This is a genomic window from Lederbergia sp. NSJ-179 (assembly GCF_022867885.1).
In the GTDB taxonomy this organism is placed as follows: domain Bacteria; phylum Bacillota; class Bacilli; order Bacillales; family Bacillaceae_C; genus Lederbergia.
In genome coordinates, this window is sequence record NZ_JALIFP010000027.1 from 1 (window position 1) to 14524 (window position 14524).

The 14524-nt window shown below is 36.3% G+C and carries 14 protein-coding genes and 1 pseudogene; 12 read left to right on the top strand and 3 right to left on the bottom strand.

Annotated elements, in window-relative coordinates; all coding sequences use genetic code 11:
• Nucleotides 1-303 precede the first annotated feature (303 nt).
• Nucleotides 304-1053, bottom strand: a complete 750-nt coding sequence (locus tag MUB24_RS16495; RefSeq protein ID WP_244706002.1) for a hypothetical protein — start codon at nt 1051-1053, stop codon at nt 304-306.
• Nucleotides 1054-1292: 239 nt separating this feature from the next.
• Between MUB24_RS16495 and MUB24_RS16500 the strand changes: the two genes are divergently transcribed.
• The 4 genes from MUB24_RS16500 to MUB24_RS16515 all read left to right on the top strand — a co-directional run bounded on the left by MUB24_RS16500 (nt 1293) and on the right by MUB24_RS16515 (nt 3940).
• Nucleotides 1293-2111: an ABC transporter ATP-binding protein gene (locus MUB24_RS16500; protein ID WP_313898468.1), complete on the top strand. Its 819-nt coding sequence runs from the start codon at nt 1293-1295 to the stop codon at nt 2109-2111.
• A complete protein-coding gene (locus tag MUB24_RS16505; protein ID WP_244706006.1) occupies nt 2108-2284 on the top strand; it encodes a hypothetical protein in 177 nt (58 codons plus the stop codon). Before MUB24_RS16500 ends, MUB24_RS16505 begins: the two co-directional genes overlap by 4 nt.
• A gap of 161 nt (nt 2285-2445) precedes the next feature.
• Nucleotides 2446-3114: a ribose-5-phosphate isomerase RpiA gene (gene rpiA / locus MUB24_RS16510; RefSeq protein ID WP_244706008.1), complete on the top strand. Its 669-nt coding sequence runs from the start codon at nt 2446-2448 to the stop codon at nt 3112-3114.
• A gap of 304 nt (nt 3115-3418) precedes the next feature.
• Nucleotides 3419-3940 (top strand): YcxB family protein, encoded by a 522-nt coding sequence (locus tag MUB24_RS16515; RefSeq protein WP_244706010.1) that lies wholly within the window; start codon nt 3419-3421, stop codon nt 3938-3940.
• Nucleotides 3941-4950: 1010 nt separating this feature from the next.
• Here the strand turns inward: MUB24_RS16515 and MUB24_RS16520 are convergent.
• Entirely contained in the window at nt 4951-5415 is a 465-nt protein-coding gene (locus MUB24_RS16520; RefSeq protein WP_244706012.1) for a hypothetical protein, read from the bottom strand.
• Between the two features lie 381 nt (nt 5416-5796).
• Entirely contained in the window at nt 5797-6168 is a 372-nt protein-coding gene (locus MUB24_RS16525) for a hypothetical protein (protein WP_244706014.1), read from the bottom strand.
• 374 nt (nt 6169-6542) lie between these two features.
• Between MUB24_RS16525 and MUB24_RS23705 the strand changes: the two are divergent.
• From MUB24_RS23705 to MUB24_RS16565, 8 genes and pseudogenes are all read left to right on the top strand, one after another.
• A pseudogene (locus MUB24_RS23705) lies at nt 6543-6866 on the top strand (recombinase family protein); the annotation flags it as partial.
• A 290-nt stretch (nt 6867-7156) separates the two neighbouring features.
• Complete coding sequence (locus MUB24_RS16535) at nt 7157-8632, top strand: hypothetical protein (protein WP_244706018.1); 1476 nt, start codon at nt 7157-7159, stop codon at nt 8630-8632.
• A gap of 465 nt (nt 8633-9097) precedes the next feature.
• Nucleotides 9098-9562, top strand: a complete 465-nt coding sequence (locus MUB24_RS16540) for a DinB family protein (RefSeq protein ID WP_244706092.1) — start codon at nt 9098-9100, stop codon at nt 9560-9562.
• A 595-nt stretch (nt 9563-10157) separates the two neighbouring features.
• Entirely contained in the window at nt 10158-10856 is a 699-nt protein-coding gene (locus tag MUB24_RS16545; RefSeq protein WP_244706020.1) for a response regulator transcription factor, read from the top strand.
• A complete protein-coding gene (locus tag MUB24_RS16550; RefSeq protein ID WP_244706022.1) occupies nt 10853-12211 on the top strand; it encodes a sensor histidine kinase in 1359 nt (452 codons plus the stop codon). Before MUB24_RS16545 ends, MUB24_RS16550 begins: the two co-directional genes overlap by 4 nt.
• A 56-nt stretch (nt 12212-12267) precedes the next feature.
• Nucleotides 12268-12969, top strand: a complete 702-nt coding sequence (locus tag MUB24_RS16555; RefSeq protein WP_244706024.1) for a PepSY domain-containing protein — start codon at nt 12268-12270, stop codon at nt 12967-12969.
• 103 nt (nt 12970-13072) lie between these two features.
• The gene (locus MUB24_RS16560) at nt 13073-13624 is read left to right on the top strand and encodes a PepSY domain-containing protein (RefSeq protein WP_244706026.1); all 552 of its coding nucleotides are present in this window, start codon (nt 13073-13075) and stop codon (nt 13622-13624) included.
• Between the two features lie 134 nt (nt 13625-13758).
• Entirely contained in the window at nt 13759-14523 is a 765-nt protein-coding gene (locus MUB24_RS16565) for a polyphosphate polymerase domain-containing protein (RefSeq protein WP_244706028.1), read from the top strand.
• Nucleotide 14524 lies beyond the last annotated feature (1 nt).

Sequence of the window (14524 nt, forward strand, 5' to 3'; positions counted from 1 at the left end):
GTGGTGAGAACCCTTTTTCCTTGCGTATATTAGCTTGATGCAGGAATGTCCCAATCTTTGCTTGTGTGAAAAATTGTAGCATACGGGAATTAGATTTTTCATTTTCAGTAGAATTTGGTAAAATGGTAGACACAGAAAACATCCTTTCTTTGGTTGGTGTCGATACCAATATTTTACCAAAGAATAGGGTGTTTTTTGTGTTTACTTAATATTTTTTTCAATCAAAAGCCAAGTATGGCAAGGAGTTATGAGTATTTTTTTACTCCGAAACTTGAGTCATTAATAATCAAAAGGCTGGTGTTCTCACTTTTTTAAGAAATGTATTTGCCTATTACTGTTAATAGTACATTCTGATATATATTCCTCATTCGATTGTGATAAGGTCCAATTTCCTAACACAATCATTAATTCTTTATACTTCTTTTCCCCTTTGAATTTATTGTAGTAATCCCAAAATAATTTTTCAGTTGAAAAGTTCAATTTAATATGTTTCCCGTTTGGGTACGACGGATAGTTCATTTTATATGCAAACTCATCTTGAAACTTATGGTAGGGTGTGCATTGAACAATTTTCTTTCCTACAATTCCATTTCTATATCTATCAAAATTTCTTTCGTCTGCAAGAATATTATCAGACAGGTAATTATTATATATATCGTATTTGCGACACATACAATAGATTTGAAAAATTGTAGATATTGACTTTTCACCTCCTCCACCAGTTAAAGCTCTAGTTCCTTTTCCAACTTTTCTTCTAGAACTACTAATAGGATTTATCAGTTTATCAGAAATGTCATTAAAATTAAATTTAGACTCATTATATTTTGTAGGATCAAAAATTCCATCAGCTGTACAGAATACACTAGCATGCTTTGGGCCACTTGAACGTCTTCTGAAATGAGCACGTTCTGGATCGCCACCACTTACCAAACTCATTTCAGCTTTGCAATCTTTTGTATGACAGTAAAATATTTTGCCTACATCAACTATTGTAGTATCGTGAGCCTTGATTTCTAGGGTCTTATTAATATCTCTATATGCTTTATATGGCATTTTAAAATCCTCCTATCGACATTATATATGTGGATTTATTATAGCATGCTTTTTGGTATTAAATACTATTTTGATTTTAGTTCTACATCTAGTACATTACTTTGTTTTCCACTTAAAAACGCCATTGATCGGTAAAATACCGTTCAAATGACGTTTTAGGTGTGATTATAGATATGTTTAATTGTCTTTATTTTTTTGTAACCCCTTGACCAGCAAGGCTTAAAGCTAGTTGTCTATATATACATGCTTCCAATGGAGCTGGGAAAACAACGACCATTCGCATGATGGTCGGACTGATTAAAATCAGCCAGGGAGATATTATCATCAAAGATCACAGCATTACAAAGGACTTTGAAAAGGAAATCCGAAATGTAGGAGCGATCGTGGAAAATCCTGACTTATATAAATATTTAACGGGATATCAAAATTTAAAGCATTTTGCACGAATGGTTCCCGGTGTTTCCAAAGCGCGCATAAACGAGATAGCAGAAAGCGTTGGATTAAAGGTTAGCATTCATGAGAAAGTAAGTACCTACTCTCTCGGGATGCGCCAGCGGTTAGGGATTGCCCAAGCACTGTTGCATCATCCGTCCCTTTTAATATTGGACGAACCAACGAACGGACTAGACCCGGCCGGGATTCATAAACTTCGTAATGATTTGAAAAACCTTGCCCATCAGGAAGGGGTAGCGGTGTTTGTTTCCAGCCACCTGCTTTCAGAGATGGAATTGATGTGTGACAGGATAGCAGTTTTGCAAAAGGGGAAACTGGTCAGTATCCAGGAGGTACAGGACTTTATTTATAATAGTGAAGTTTCCCGTGTATGTCTCGAAGTAGAGCCTGCCCAAATAGAACAAGCAAAACAAGTGATTGCCGATTTACACAAAACGGTTATGTCAGCAGGTCAACCCGGAAAATTATCGATTCAGATGAATAAAGATCAAATCCCAAAGATAAACAAGCTGTTGTTGGATCAGGGTATTCAGGTATATAGCATGCAATTGCAGGAGCAAACCCTTGAAGATAAATTCTTGGAAATAATGGAGGAAAAGAAATGAAGGGATTAATAGCAAACGAATTAATGAAAATATTTAATCGTAAATTAACATGGGTCTTATTGTCCCTGTTGATTACAATAACAATAGGTGCCTTTATTGCGAATAAAATGAACGATAATCCTCCTACAGATTGGAAAAGTGAAACGACACAACTTGTACACCATGTTGTATGAATAACCGAGTGATAATAGATTGTCGCGTTACACATATACTTGAATAACAAATGGAATGAAAATTTGGATATCTATGTTAAAATTTAGAAGAAGTCATGAAGAAGTATTTATACAAACGTAGTTGTTATAACAAAATGAAACGATTATTTGTGGAGGATTATATGAATGCTAAAAGGCTTGCGGGTGAAAAAGCAATAGAATATGTCAAAGATGGAATGCTACTAGGCCTTGGGACGGGTTCAACAGTTTATTGGTCCATTTTAAAGCTGGGCGAGTTAGTAAAAAAAGGACTTGATATTAAAGGGGTACCTACCTCTATACACACTGAAAAGCTAGCCATTGAATTAGGGATTCCATTAGTAAGTTTGTCTTCAATAAACCAATTAGATTTAGCAATAGATGGTGCTGATGAAGCCAATCCGAATTTTGAACTTATAAAAGGTGGGGGAGGAGCCTTATTACGCGAAAAAATGGTGGCATCCATTTCCAAAAGATTGATTATAGTTATGGATGAAACCAAATACGTGACGAATTTAGGTCAGTTTCCTTTACCCGTTGAAATTGTCCAATTTGGATGGAAAGTGACTTATAATCAGATACGATCATTGGGTTGCAAACCTACATTACGAATGGAAAATGATGTCCCGTTTATTACAGACAATGGAAATTATCTATTGGATTGTTTTTTCGAGAAAATACAAGATGCCCATGCCCTGAATAATAGGCTAAATATGATTCCCGGTGTAGTGGAGAATGGTCTTTTTGTTCATATGGCTGATACGCTTGTGATTGGGGATAGAAATGGAAATGTAAAGACTTTACTCAAATAAAAACTACCATATTGAATTAGAATTTATCCCGAATTAACTGGCAGTAAGACCCCCACTTCGAGAATTCGAGGGAAAACAAGAATTGCAAGTGGGGGATCAACTGAAAGTCAAATCCCCGATTCGTTCAGGCCAACAGGATGTTGGTCACAAAGGCGTTGCGACAGGACGTCGCGAATTTAGCCTTTGATCTTCTCATCAGTGGGGGATGAAAAAACCCCCACTAAATGAAGTTTCACTTTATGAGTGAAGCCAGAATGAGTGAATCTTTTGCTCAAAGTGTTTGAATAAAAAAAGGGGGATTTCAATGGAGATAAAATACAACCTAACAGAAGAGGATTATCTAAACTTTAATCTGTTCCATGTCAAAAATTCAAAAACGGCAAAAAAAGCGATGAAAATGCAAAGATTTTTAATACCTATCGTCTTTATTGTTATACCCTATGTACTTTCAAAAATGGGGGATATGTCTTTATTTGGGTTACTTATCCCTTTTTTACTAATAAGTATTCTATGGATTATGTTCTATCCAAAATATTTCTATCATTACGTGATCCGTCATACGAAGAAATTAATAAAAGAGGGGGAAAATGATGGTCTATTAGGTGAACATCGTATGATTTTGTCAGAGGAGGGAATTGTCGATTCGGCTTCTAATCGTGAAACCAAAGTAACGTGGTCTGGTATAAAAACGGTTAAAGAAGACAAACATAACATCTATCTTTATAACAGCTCCGTAAGTGCCTATATACTTCCTAAAAGAGATTTGGATGATGTGGAAGAAATAAAAATTTATCTACAATCAAAATTAATAGAGATAGATTCATAATCTTAGAGTGCTCAAAAGCAGTAAAATGAAGAAGGGGGACCAACAACACAATTTTGGTACAATAAACATACCTTCAAATCGCCACTGTAGCTCCAGAAGGGAAGAGCGCCGGAAAACAAATTGTAGAGCCGGGTCGCAAGGCAAAGGTTTCAGAAGCACCGAAAAGCAAAAATAGCTGAGGCAGGTGCAATTCCTGCCGGTGAAATTCCGTAGGGAAGCGTGTTCTCCCTTAGCCTAAGCTTAGGAAACGAGTGCGGGTTCGAATCCCGTCAGTGGCATCTCCTTTATTACATAGTTAAAGAAAAGAGGGGATAATTTGCCCTGTTTGTGAAAAGGAAGATTAACACCATTTTGTCGTGTTAGCCTTTGCAGCCTTTTAGCAACCGTTTTACACTTCCTTAGCTGGAGGTATAAAAAATACTTGTTGTTAAATAAGAGGAATTTCCTTTAAATGTAGTTAGGGATTTTGATTTGACATCCATAGGAAGCCTTATATCCTACTTATTTGTCGTTTGCAAATGATGAAAATGTTTAATTTTATGGTAAAAAAACAAAGTAAATGGTTGCACCATTAAGTAAACACTAAATGAGTAGGATAATTTCCATCCGCTGTAGTTAAAAATATTAAATTTAACGGCTATTCCTTCAAACATTGTTCCAATAAGTGAAGAAATGACAATATAAAGTAATATCCAGAAACCTCGTACTTTTAATCTTTCATATAGATAGACATAGATATAGGAGAATGGTGCATATAAACAATATGAAATGACGTCAAATAATTCATATTTCCCTGAATCCATGATACTGTATAAGTCTAAATCAGGTGACGACAATAAATGGTCATGGATTCTTGCAGCAGTCGAGCCAAAAAAGCAACATAAGAATGATAAGACTTAAAGGAAAACGTTTAGGAAGCCAAAATATAAAAGAATAAGAAATGATGATTCCAATGATGATAAACCACTCATTCTCGTCAAATGTTTTAGGTAATTGTAAAGGTAGCATATTCAAATCCCTTCCTTGCGTAAGACCTGTTTGAAACTTAATTGCAGTAGATACGAAATAAGCAGAACGAAAGAAATGATGAGAAGTGATTGCCAAAAATGCCACTCGTTATAGTGAATGACCTTCCCTTTAACAAGCAGAAACTCAACACCATATAGAATGGCTACAAAAAGGATCGTGAATATTAATTTGGTCAAACGAGATTTAATGGTAACCAATAAATTGAAATACGTTAAGTGTAACAGCGGGATTGTGATTATTTCGTAAAGTCGAAAAATAATAAATAGTTCATGACTTTCCGTTATTTTCCATACTTTTAAATTGATATATAAAACACTAAAATAACTTGTAATTAAAAATTCCTGAATCATGAAAATAAATAAGTTCTCAAGCAGATTAAGCCTTTTCTTTACAATAAAAAAGACGACTATGAGCAGGATCATGATATTAAGAAGTATGAGGAACATTTTTATCAACTCTCATTTGTAATGACACATATCAATGAATGAATTCAGGGTTGTCATGACTTTCTCCTATTATCTGTATAAAAAATGTGAATATGTAAGATGAAATCTCATTTTTTTGTTATGTACGATTAGTCCCTTTTGTATGGGTTTCAAATTAATGACTGAGTTGATTGAATGCGATAGGTGGGAGAATAACGAAAATCATGAATTAAATTCACCGATTGTAACAAATACCATAAAAAAGAAAAACAAAAGAGCTGGTAGAATTATTGATGGTAAAGCAGTCTTTTTGATAATCAGAAATTATGTTCGAACATTGGTGACAAAAATATAATAAACCCTCTTCACTCTATTCTAAAAAAATCACCGCAGCCCTTTGCTTCATTCCTTTAACCTTTTATTCCCATTTCGTCCCCAACAAATGAGGCCCACTAAACTTCCGCTGAATGAGAGGAAAAAACCGATCCAATTTAACAGGACAAGCGATAAGATCAGTGTAGAAAACGACAGAGCAAGATTTGTTTTCCACAACATAATAAAGCCAATTAGCGCTACGATCGCGCCGAAAAAAAGAGGAACAATCAACGAGCCGCTTAATAGGAGTGTGAAACCGGTAAGGGCTACAAGGAGTGGACCGCTTTGTTGGGCATGAGCTTCCTCCGTCTCTTTGATCATCATTATAAAGTGGTAAATGGTGAACAAACCACCAGTCATCACAAACGAACCAGGAAACCATCTTACGATGAAATTCATACGACACCTCCACATTCTCTATTGTACCATTTATGGCATGACATGATAATTATGAAGGAGGCCTTTCAATCAGTGCTTTAAATGAAGTAAACATAATTATTTAACAAAACAAATAGAAGAAATTGATCAACAAATTTACTACTGGGGACTCCAAAAATGATCGAGATAGACGAATGAACTCTTTCGTCCAGATCAAGTGTGGAGAAAATTAATACGTCATTACCCATAGGTGGTACAACAGTTGTTCAAAAAACATTATAAATGATATAATTTAGTTAAATAAAATGCAATAATTATTTTGTTTAATGCTGCACAATCTGCACAATCAGAGGTAGTTGCAAATGTCTGTTTTTTAAACCCAAAAACAGGTACTTGAAATGATGAATGTTTCGGGGTTAACCATTTTAAGATGGGAAGAAAAAGGGTTAGTCCATCCTGTCAGACTAGAAAGTGGGCACCGTCGTTATAAAAAGAGTGAAATTGAAAAACTTTTAGGTTTAGATACAATAAAGTTGGATGATAAAGTGAATTGCATCATTTACTCAAGAGTGTCTACGAAAAAACAACAAAAATCAGGAAATCTTGAAAGACAAACGAGTCGGTTAAAGGAATACGCGTTAAAAAGAGGTTATCACATCATTGAAGTATATGAGGAAGTAGCTTCTGGGATAAATGAGAACCGGAGACAATTGAACTGACTTATGAAAAGGGTTGCTAACGAAGATATACATGTCGTATTGGCTGAATATAAAGATAGAATGGCAAGATTTGGATTTAACTATATTGAAAGATATTGCGATTCTCATAAAACTAAAATTGAATGAATTGAAACAAAAGATGATCAATCGTTAAACGAAGAAATGGTTGAGGATATGATTTCGATCATCACGTCGTTTTCTGCACGATTGTATGGTCAACGGGGAGCAAGAAAAATAAGATATCAAATGGATAAACTGAACAATGAGAATGAGAAAGGAGAGCATCTTTGATGGCTAAGAAAAAAGTTTCTGTCCATTTAACCTATCCTGGCATTGTGCAAGATCCAGAAGAAACAGAAACGCTGATTTTAGATGAGTTGATGCGCAAGTTCCAATCAGCAAAGCGTTATTTACGAGAGCGCATTTTCGAAGGCTATAATCGAAAAGAGGCTACGAATCTAGCGAAGCCCTTATTTATTGATAATACTCGTTACATGAGAGATGCTTTCCTGGAAGCAGAAGCTTCTATTTCCTCGCAAAAAGAATTGCTCCCTACCTACATACAAGACAACGAGAGGAAAATAGAAAAGTTAAAAAACCAAATTATTCGGCTCTCTACATCCAACAATAAAGTAGAGAAAAGAAAATACAAAGAATCACAGTTGAAGAAAGTGACCAAACAAAGGGACTATTTTCAATATCATGTGGATCATGGAACGGTTCCCAAAATGGTCGATGGTTCCAAACAACTTTTTCGAGAGTTGAAAAATGGGAAAATAACGAAAGAAGAATGGCGAGATAAACGAAGTAACGCGATTTATTCTCGTGGTGAAAAATCAAAAGGTGGAAATGAAAATATCAAATTGTTCTACTTAGGCGAGAATCTTTTTGAAATGCGTGTATTAAATCCTCTTCGTGCAAAACGCGGAGACCGTTTGACCTTTACGGTGCGAATTCCAGATAAATTCGCCTTTTTGATTGCTTCGTATTTAGAAACGGGAGAAGCTTATTCTGTCAGAATCCTACGAATAAAAGGAAAATATGAAATCCGACTATCTTTAGAAAGCCACATCACGACGGTTCCTCATTTTGACAAAGGAATAGCAGGGGTAGATATGAATCCTGATAATGTAGCTGTTACCATTACCTATCCGGATGGTAATTTTAGGGCATCCAAAGTATTTTGGATGCACGATCTCAACACGGTATCTGCGAATAAACGCGATTGGATAATCCAAAATACGGTTTTAGACGTTTTACAATGGATAAAATCGTTTGGCATTGATACGTTAGGCATTGAAGAATTAAAGTTCCTGCAGCAAAATAAAGGTGCTGCTTTTAATCGAATGGCGAGCAACTTTTCTTTTAGCAGTATGACAAAAGCCATTGTTTCTGGTTGCTTCAAAGCAAATATTGCCTTGATGGAAGTGAAACCTTATTATTCAAGTTTTATTGGAAAAATGAAATATCAGCAAACCTATGGTTTGTCCATTCATCAATCAGCCGCTTTTGTTTTAGCGCGTAGAGCTATGGGTTTTGAAGAAAAGATTCCGAAAGAATTGACGTCAGTCCTTTTCGCAAAGGAAGCAGAAGAGGGACAACAACTTACGGATTTATTCAAACACTGGAAAGCGGTTAAAAAATGGCATGATGATTTGTTAACGAAAAGGAAAAAAGTCCATTTCCACACAAGATTATGTTTCTTGCATGATTTTCTTATTTTAGATAGGTCGTTAAATCAAAGAATAGAGGTTCCGTTTTCATAAAATCGTTTCCTTAAGCTTGAATGTCTGCATGGACACTTGGGTGTGAAAATTCCAATGGAAGGATTGCCATGCGGGGATTTGAGTAGCTTTGGTAACGCCAGCCCTTTGGTGTGCTCTTCGGAGACCGAAAGACTTGGGTGACTACGGTAGCTAGACCCTTGCCAGCGTAGGGTCGAATAAAACGACTGTTTTATTCTTTACTTCAAAATACCTAAGATTTATTCTATTTTTATATGATAAATTATGGTTTTAAAGGAGCTGGAAAAGGCATTTCGACTACTTCACAAAATTAGGTAGAGTCACTGGATGTTAGGGGAAAGAGTTGAAGAAAATGAACTTCACTGACAGGAGTTGTCAGGGGAACTACTATATAATCTAAGTATACCTCAACGCAACTATCAACATCTGGGAGAGGTGCTTAATGATTAGATTCAAAAACTATATAACAAAGGAGAGAATGAATTGGTGATTTCAAAAGAAGAATTTATGGAGATATTGGAAGGAAATCGAAGGTTAACGATCCGAACGATGGAGGCTTTTCCAGAAGATAAGTTGTTTGATTATGCACCTGTAGAACCGCTTCGGCCTTTTGCGGAGATGGTGAAAGAAATTTTGAATGTCGAACGAGCTTTCATGAGGGGTATTGCGCGTGATGATTGGGAGTATAAAGACGTGTTTTCGGAGGTATCGACGAAGGCTGATTTGCTTTCGGCTTGTGAGAAAATGCGTGGGGAGACACGTGAAATGTGGTCCTCCGTTACGGATGAAAGACTTGCCGAGATGAAGGAAGATCCGTTTTTTGGCGCCGGGCAGCAAAGCCATATTGAACGGCTTCAATACGCGCTGGAAAATGAAATCCATCACCGTGGGCAGGGGTATATATATTTGCGAGTGTTGGGTATTGAACCACCGGCTTTTTATATCAGGTAAAGAACATTTCGTCTAATTCTAGAAGTGAAAGGAGGGGAAACGAATTCAAGGCATTCATTATGAATGTTTCATTTATCAGTGTCTGAGTATTTAACAACCAATATGAAAAATAGGGTATGGAAGTATCTGAAGAGGTTGGTATGGTGACATATCAACAACTGAGATGGCACCGCGAAACTATAACTCTCGTCCTCAAGAATTATTTCTTGGAGGTGAGAGTTTTTTTATAAGATACAAAAGTATAAAATTGGGCTAGTGCTGGGCTAGCTCCAGCAGCTAGCCCCCCGAGAGGCTCGTAGGATGCGAGTCCAATGGTCAGCAAGCTGGCTGACACTTGTTTTTATTCAAAAATAAAGTAACATGGTTAATGATTACACTTAAATTATTTTTAGGGCCTGTTTTGTTCCATCTTTTTTACAAAAACAGGCTCTTGCTTTGTTGTTACATTAGGTTTTATCGGCTAATTATTGCCATTTGCAAAGAAAATGCCTACAAAATGTGAAAAACATTAGGCTAAACATAAAGAAAGTCGAAACTTCCCACCTTAAGCATTGGTGAAAAAATAACAACAAATCATTTTGAACGAGGGATGATAATGAGTAAACCGCGAATTTTAATTGTGGAAGATGAGGAGAAAATAGCGAGAGTGCTTGAACTTGAGCTGACATATGAAGGATATGAAACGGTGAAGGTGCATGATGGACTAGAGGGATCTACGATGTTTTTAAAAGAAGAATGGGATTTAATCTTGCTCGATGTCATGTTACCAGGATTGAGTGGCATCGAAATATTACGCCGCATCCGTTCAAATGGGTCGAGTGTACCTGTTATTTTATTAACAGCGAAAGATTCAGTCGAGGACAAAGTGGCAGGACTGGATCTTGGGGCTAATGATTATATCACGAAGCCATTTCAAATTGAGGAGCTACTGGCAAGAATTCGGGCAGCGTTAAGATTAAATCGCAAACAAGACAATCCTGATACAGATACTAATTGGCTCCAATTCTCAGATATAAAACTAAGTGAGGATACGCGGGAAGTATATCGGGGGAAAGATTTAATTGAGTTGACACCGCGAGAGTTTGAACTTCTTGCTTACTTGTTAAAAAATGCGCGCCATGTTCTGAATAGGGAGCAATTATTAAATGGTGTATGGGGATATGATTATTTTGGGGATACAAATGTAGTGGATGTATATATCCGTTATTTACGTAATAAAATTGATAAGCCGTATGGCCATTCACTTATACATACGGTAAGAGGAGTCGGCTATGTGCTGAAAGATGAACGATGAAGTTGAAAACGAAAATAAATTTGTACACAACCGTAATGTTTATTCTCTTACTTGTATTGATTAATAGTGCAATCTATGTCACTTTTAGTCGGATGATGTATGATCATGAATTGGAAAGATCTGCAGCAGAAGCGTCAAAAACTGTAGAGGGAATGAATGCTGCGAATGCTACAGTCGAGATTGGAGATTTACTTAGGGCCTATATGCCTGTCAATGGAATGATTAAAATCGTTGATACAAATGGGAAGTCTGATGAAATCTTTACAGATCCCAACCAACAACATTTAATCGATATTCCTACCTCCTTTTATAAAGGAGAAACAAGAGAGATAATCGAATATAAAAATATGCCTCACACCTTCATTTCTCTACCTATTATTACAAGCGGTGGAGAGGTAGCTAATTTGCAACTGACGGAAAGCTTAGAGGGGACTGCTCATATTTTACGTACTCTCAGGGTTGTATTCATTGCAGTTACATTGATTGCTACTATCCCTGTGTTATTATCTTCACAGATTTTAAGTAATTTTATCTCTAAACCGATTGTATCGATGATCGAAACGATGGTCGAGATCCGGAGAAGTGGAAAATATAAACGTATTTCTCTACCGAAGCAATCAAACGATGAACTATCTCAAATGGGGAAAACATTTAATGCGATGATCGATCAACTCGAAACGAATTATGAAAGCCAGGAACAGTTTGTGATGAATGCTTCTCATGAATTGAAAACGCCGCTTACAATTATTGAATCATATACTGATTTATTAAAGCGTCGTGGGTTACAGCAACCGGAACTTTTTCATGAATCGATAGAAGCGATCCATTCCGAGGCGATTCGAATGAGGGAATTGACACAACAATTATTATTGTTGGCAAGACATAAGGATCAGTGGAATATGACGATGCAATCGGTTGATGTAGAGAAACTGGCGAGCGGAGTGATTCGATCTTTCCGTGCAGCTTTTAACCGGAAAATAGATTTGAAAATGAAAGAGCCCGTCATTGTTCACGCTGATCAGAAAAAGTTAAAACAATTGTTTTATATTTTAATGGAAAATGCCTGTAAATATAGTGATGCTCCGATTACTGTTCATATCGATAAAGATGAAGACAAAGGATTCATTGAAATTATAGATTTTGGAATAGGTATCCCCGCTGAAGAATTAACGAAAGTATTTGATCGCTTTTATCGAGTAGATAAAGCGAGGACAAGAAAAACAGGTGGCTTCGGTCTCGGCCTTTCGCTTGCAAAGGAAATTGCAGATGCAATGAATGCTCAGCTTCGTTTACAGAGTGAAGAAGGAAAAGGTACGACAGCGAAAATATATCTTGATCTTGCTGATTCTTATTAAATTCTCATTTTCATCCAGTATGATAAAACGAAAATGATGATTATGGAGTGAAATGTATGAGCAAAAAAATGAGGCGTCGACTAGGAATGATTGCTGTCCCTCTCCTTCTCCTTTTACTTGCCGTCATCGTCTGGCAATTGCTCGGTGTATCGAATTTTAGAGAGCCATTATCAGAAGCAGAAGTAAAACAAATGGCTGAAGAAAGATTTAATGGGAAAATGACCGATATTGAACTGGCAAATAATATATATGATATGACCATTAAATTGGAAACAGGGAAGTACCGTATAAAAATTGATCGTTCCTCTGGGGATGTGCTCGAAATTATTAGAACGGAAAAAGCACCCATTCAGAAATTTTCGGAGGAAGAGATAAGAGGGATCATCCAAAAAGAGCAAACCGGAGAAATTAAAAAGCTAAAAAAAAGGATAGACAATCAAGTGGTTTATTATGATGCCATTGTCGAAAATAGTAAAAATAAGACGTCTATGACGATAAACGGAGAAACCGGGGAAGTAATCAAAACAAAGGAAGAAAAAAAACAACCGCCAAAAGAGGTAACGAAGAATATAACGGAAGCGGAAGCGATAGAGATTGCGCTTGATACCGTCCACGGCAAAGTCGATGATGTTGAGCTTGAGAGTTCGGAAGGACAACTGTATTATTTCGTGGAAATAGAGCTTGATGATGATCGAGAAGCGAATATTCAAATCCATGCCATTACTGGGGAGGCAAAGATTATTGAATGGGATGAATAATACGAAAGCTTCTTCTCATCAATTTCTCATCTTCTCATTCCTATGTTCTCATAGTGGATGGTTATGATGTAATTAAATCAAAAATACAAGGAGGACATAGAAGATGAAAAGGAATATATTGATTACAGGGATTGCTGGATTTGTCATCTTAGGAGGAGCTGTTGGGGCGAACGCCATTTCACCTTCCAATAAAAAGCCGATTACACAATCAGAAGAGAAATCTTCAATTATTACAATGCAAAAAGCAACGGAAATTGCCATAAATGAAGTGGATGGGGTATTAGAAAGCGTTGAATTAGATAAAGAAAATGGTCGCTTCATTTATGAAGTCGATCTATCTGTCCCAGGTTACGAAGATGTGGATGTAGATATTGATGCTACTACCGGTGCAGTCATAAAGGTGGATAAAGAGAGAGCGAAGCAAACGAAAGTGAGCCAGCAAAACGAAAATAAAAACATGCCAATTACAGAGGAAAAAGCCATTTCCATTGCCTTGAGTGATACACAAGGGGAAGTGACAGAAATAGATTTTGATTCAGAAGATCTTGAATATGAAATGGAGATTAGCACAGGAAACAAAGAAGTAGAGATAAAAGTAGATGCAAAAACAGGTAAAATCCTTGAAAAGGATATTGATGATAATCATGATGATTGAGTAGTGAAAAGCTTCATAAAAAAGATGGACTTTTAATGTATAAGTGCGTGTTCAAAAGGGGGATAAAAAGGACGAAGAAATTCAAAATCCATTTTTACCGTACTTTTGAACATCATCTATAAGTAGGTGGTAGTATGGCAATTGAAATTTTTAGAAGGAAAGAACAAAAATATTTAATTACAAAAGAACAATATAGTGAATTAGTGAAACAAATGTCTCCCAAGACGCGTCCAGACAAAAATGGATACGATGGTAAGTATACGATCACATCTCTTTATTTTGAAAGTCCTGATAACAAAATTTACTTTGAAACAAAAAACAAATTAAAGTACCGGCAAAAGCTTCGATTACGCGTATATAATCATACGGATATTTATGGGCCAGCTTTTTTTGAAGTCAAACAAAAGCATAAAAAGGTCGTAAATAAAAGAAGGATGGTTATGCCGCTTGCAGATGCCTATCGATACGTAACAAATAATCTTCACTTACCATTAGAAGATTATGAGACTTCGAATCCACAAGTATTACGAGAAATTCATTATTTTCGTCAATTATATCAATTATACCCTGAGATGGTTGTCAGTTATGATCGACATGCTTTGCATGGTATCGACGATCCTGATTTACGGGTAACATGTGATTTTAATCTTCGTTGTCGTAACGATGATCTTTCTGTTGAACATGGACCTTTTGGGAGAAACTTTATTGATACAAATCTGGTTGTCTTAGAAGTGAAAGTAAACGATAGTGTGCCTCTGTGGTTAACTCGTATTTTACAAGATTTACAGTGTGAACAAAGGGGGGCATCAAAGTTTTGCACAAGCACGGAGTTATTAAAAGGTGAAGATCTTCCGAATGGTATCATAAAGGAAGAATTACAATTAGCAGGAGTTTTATAGA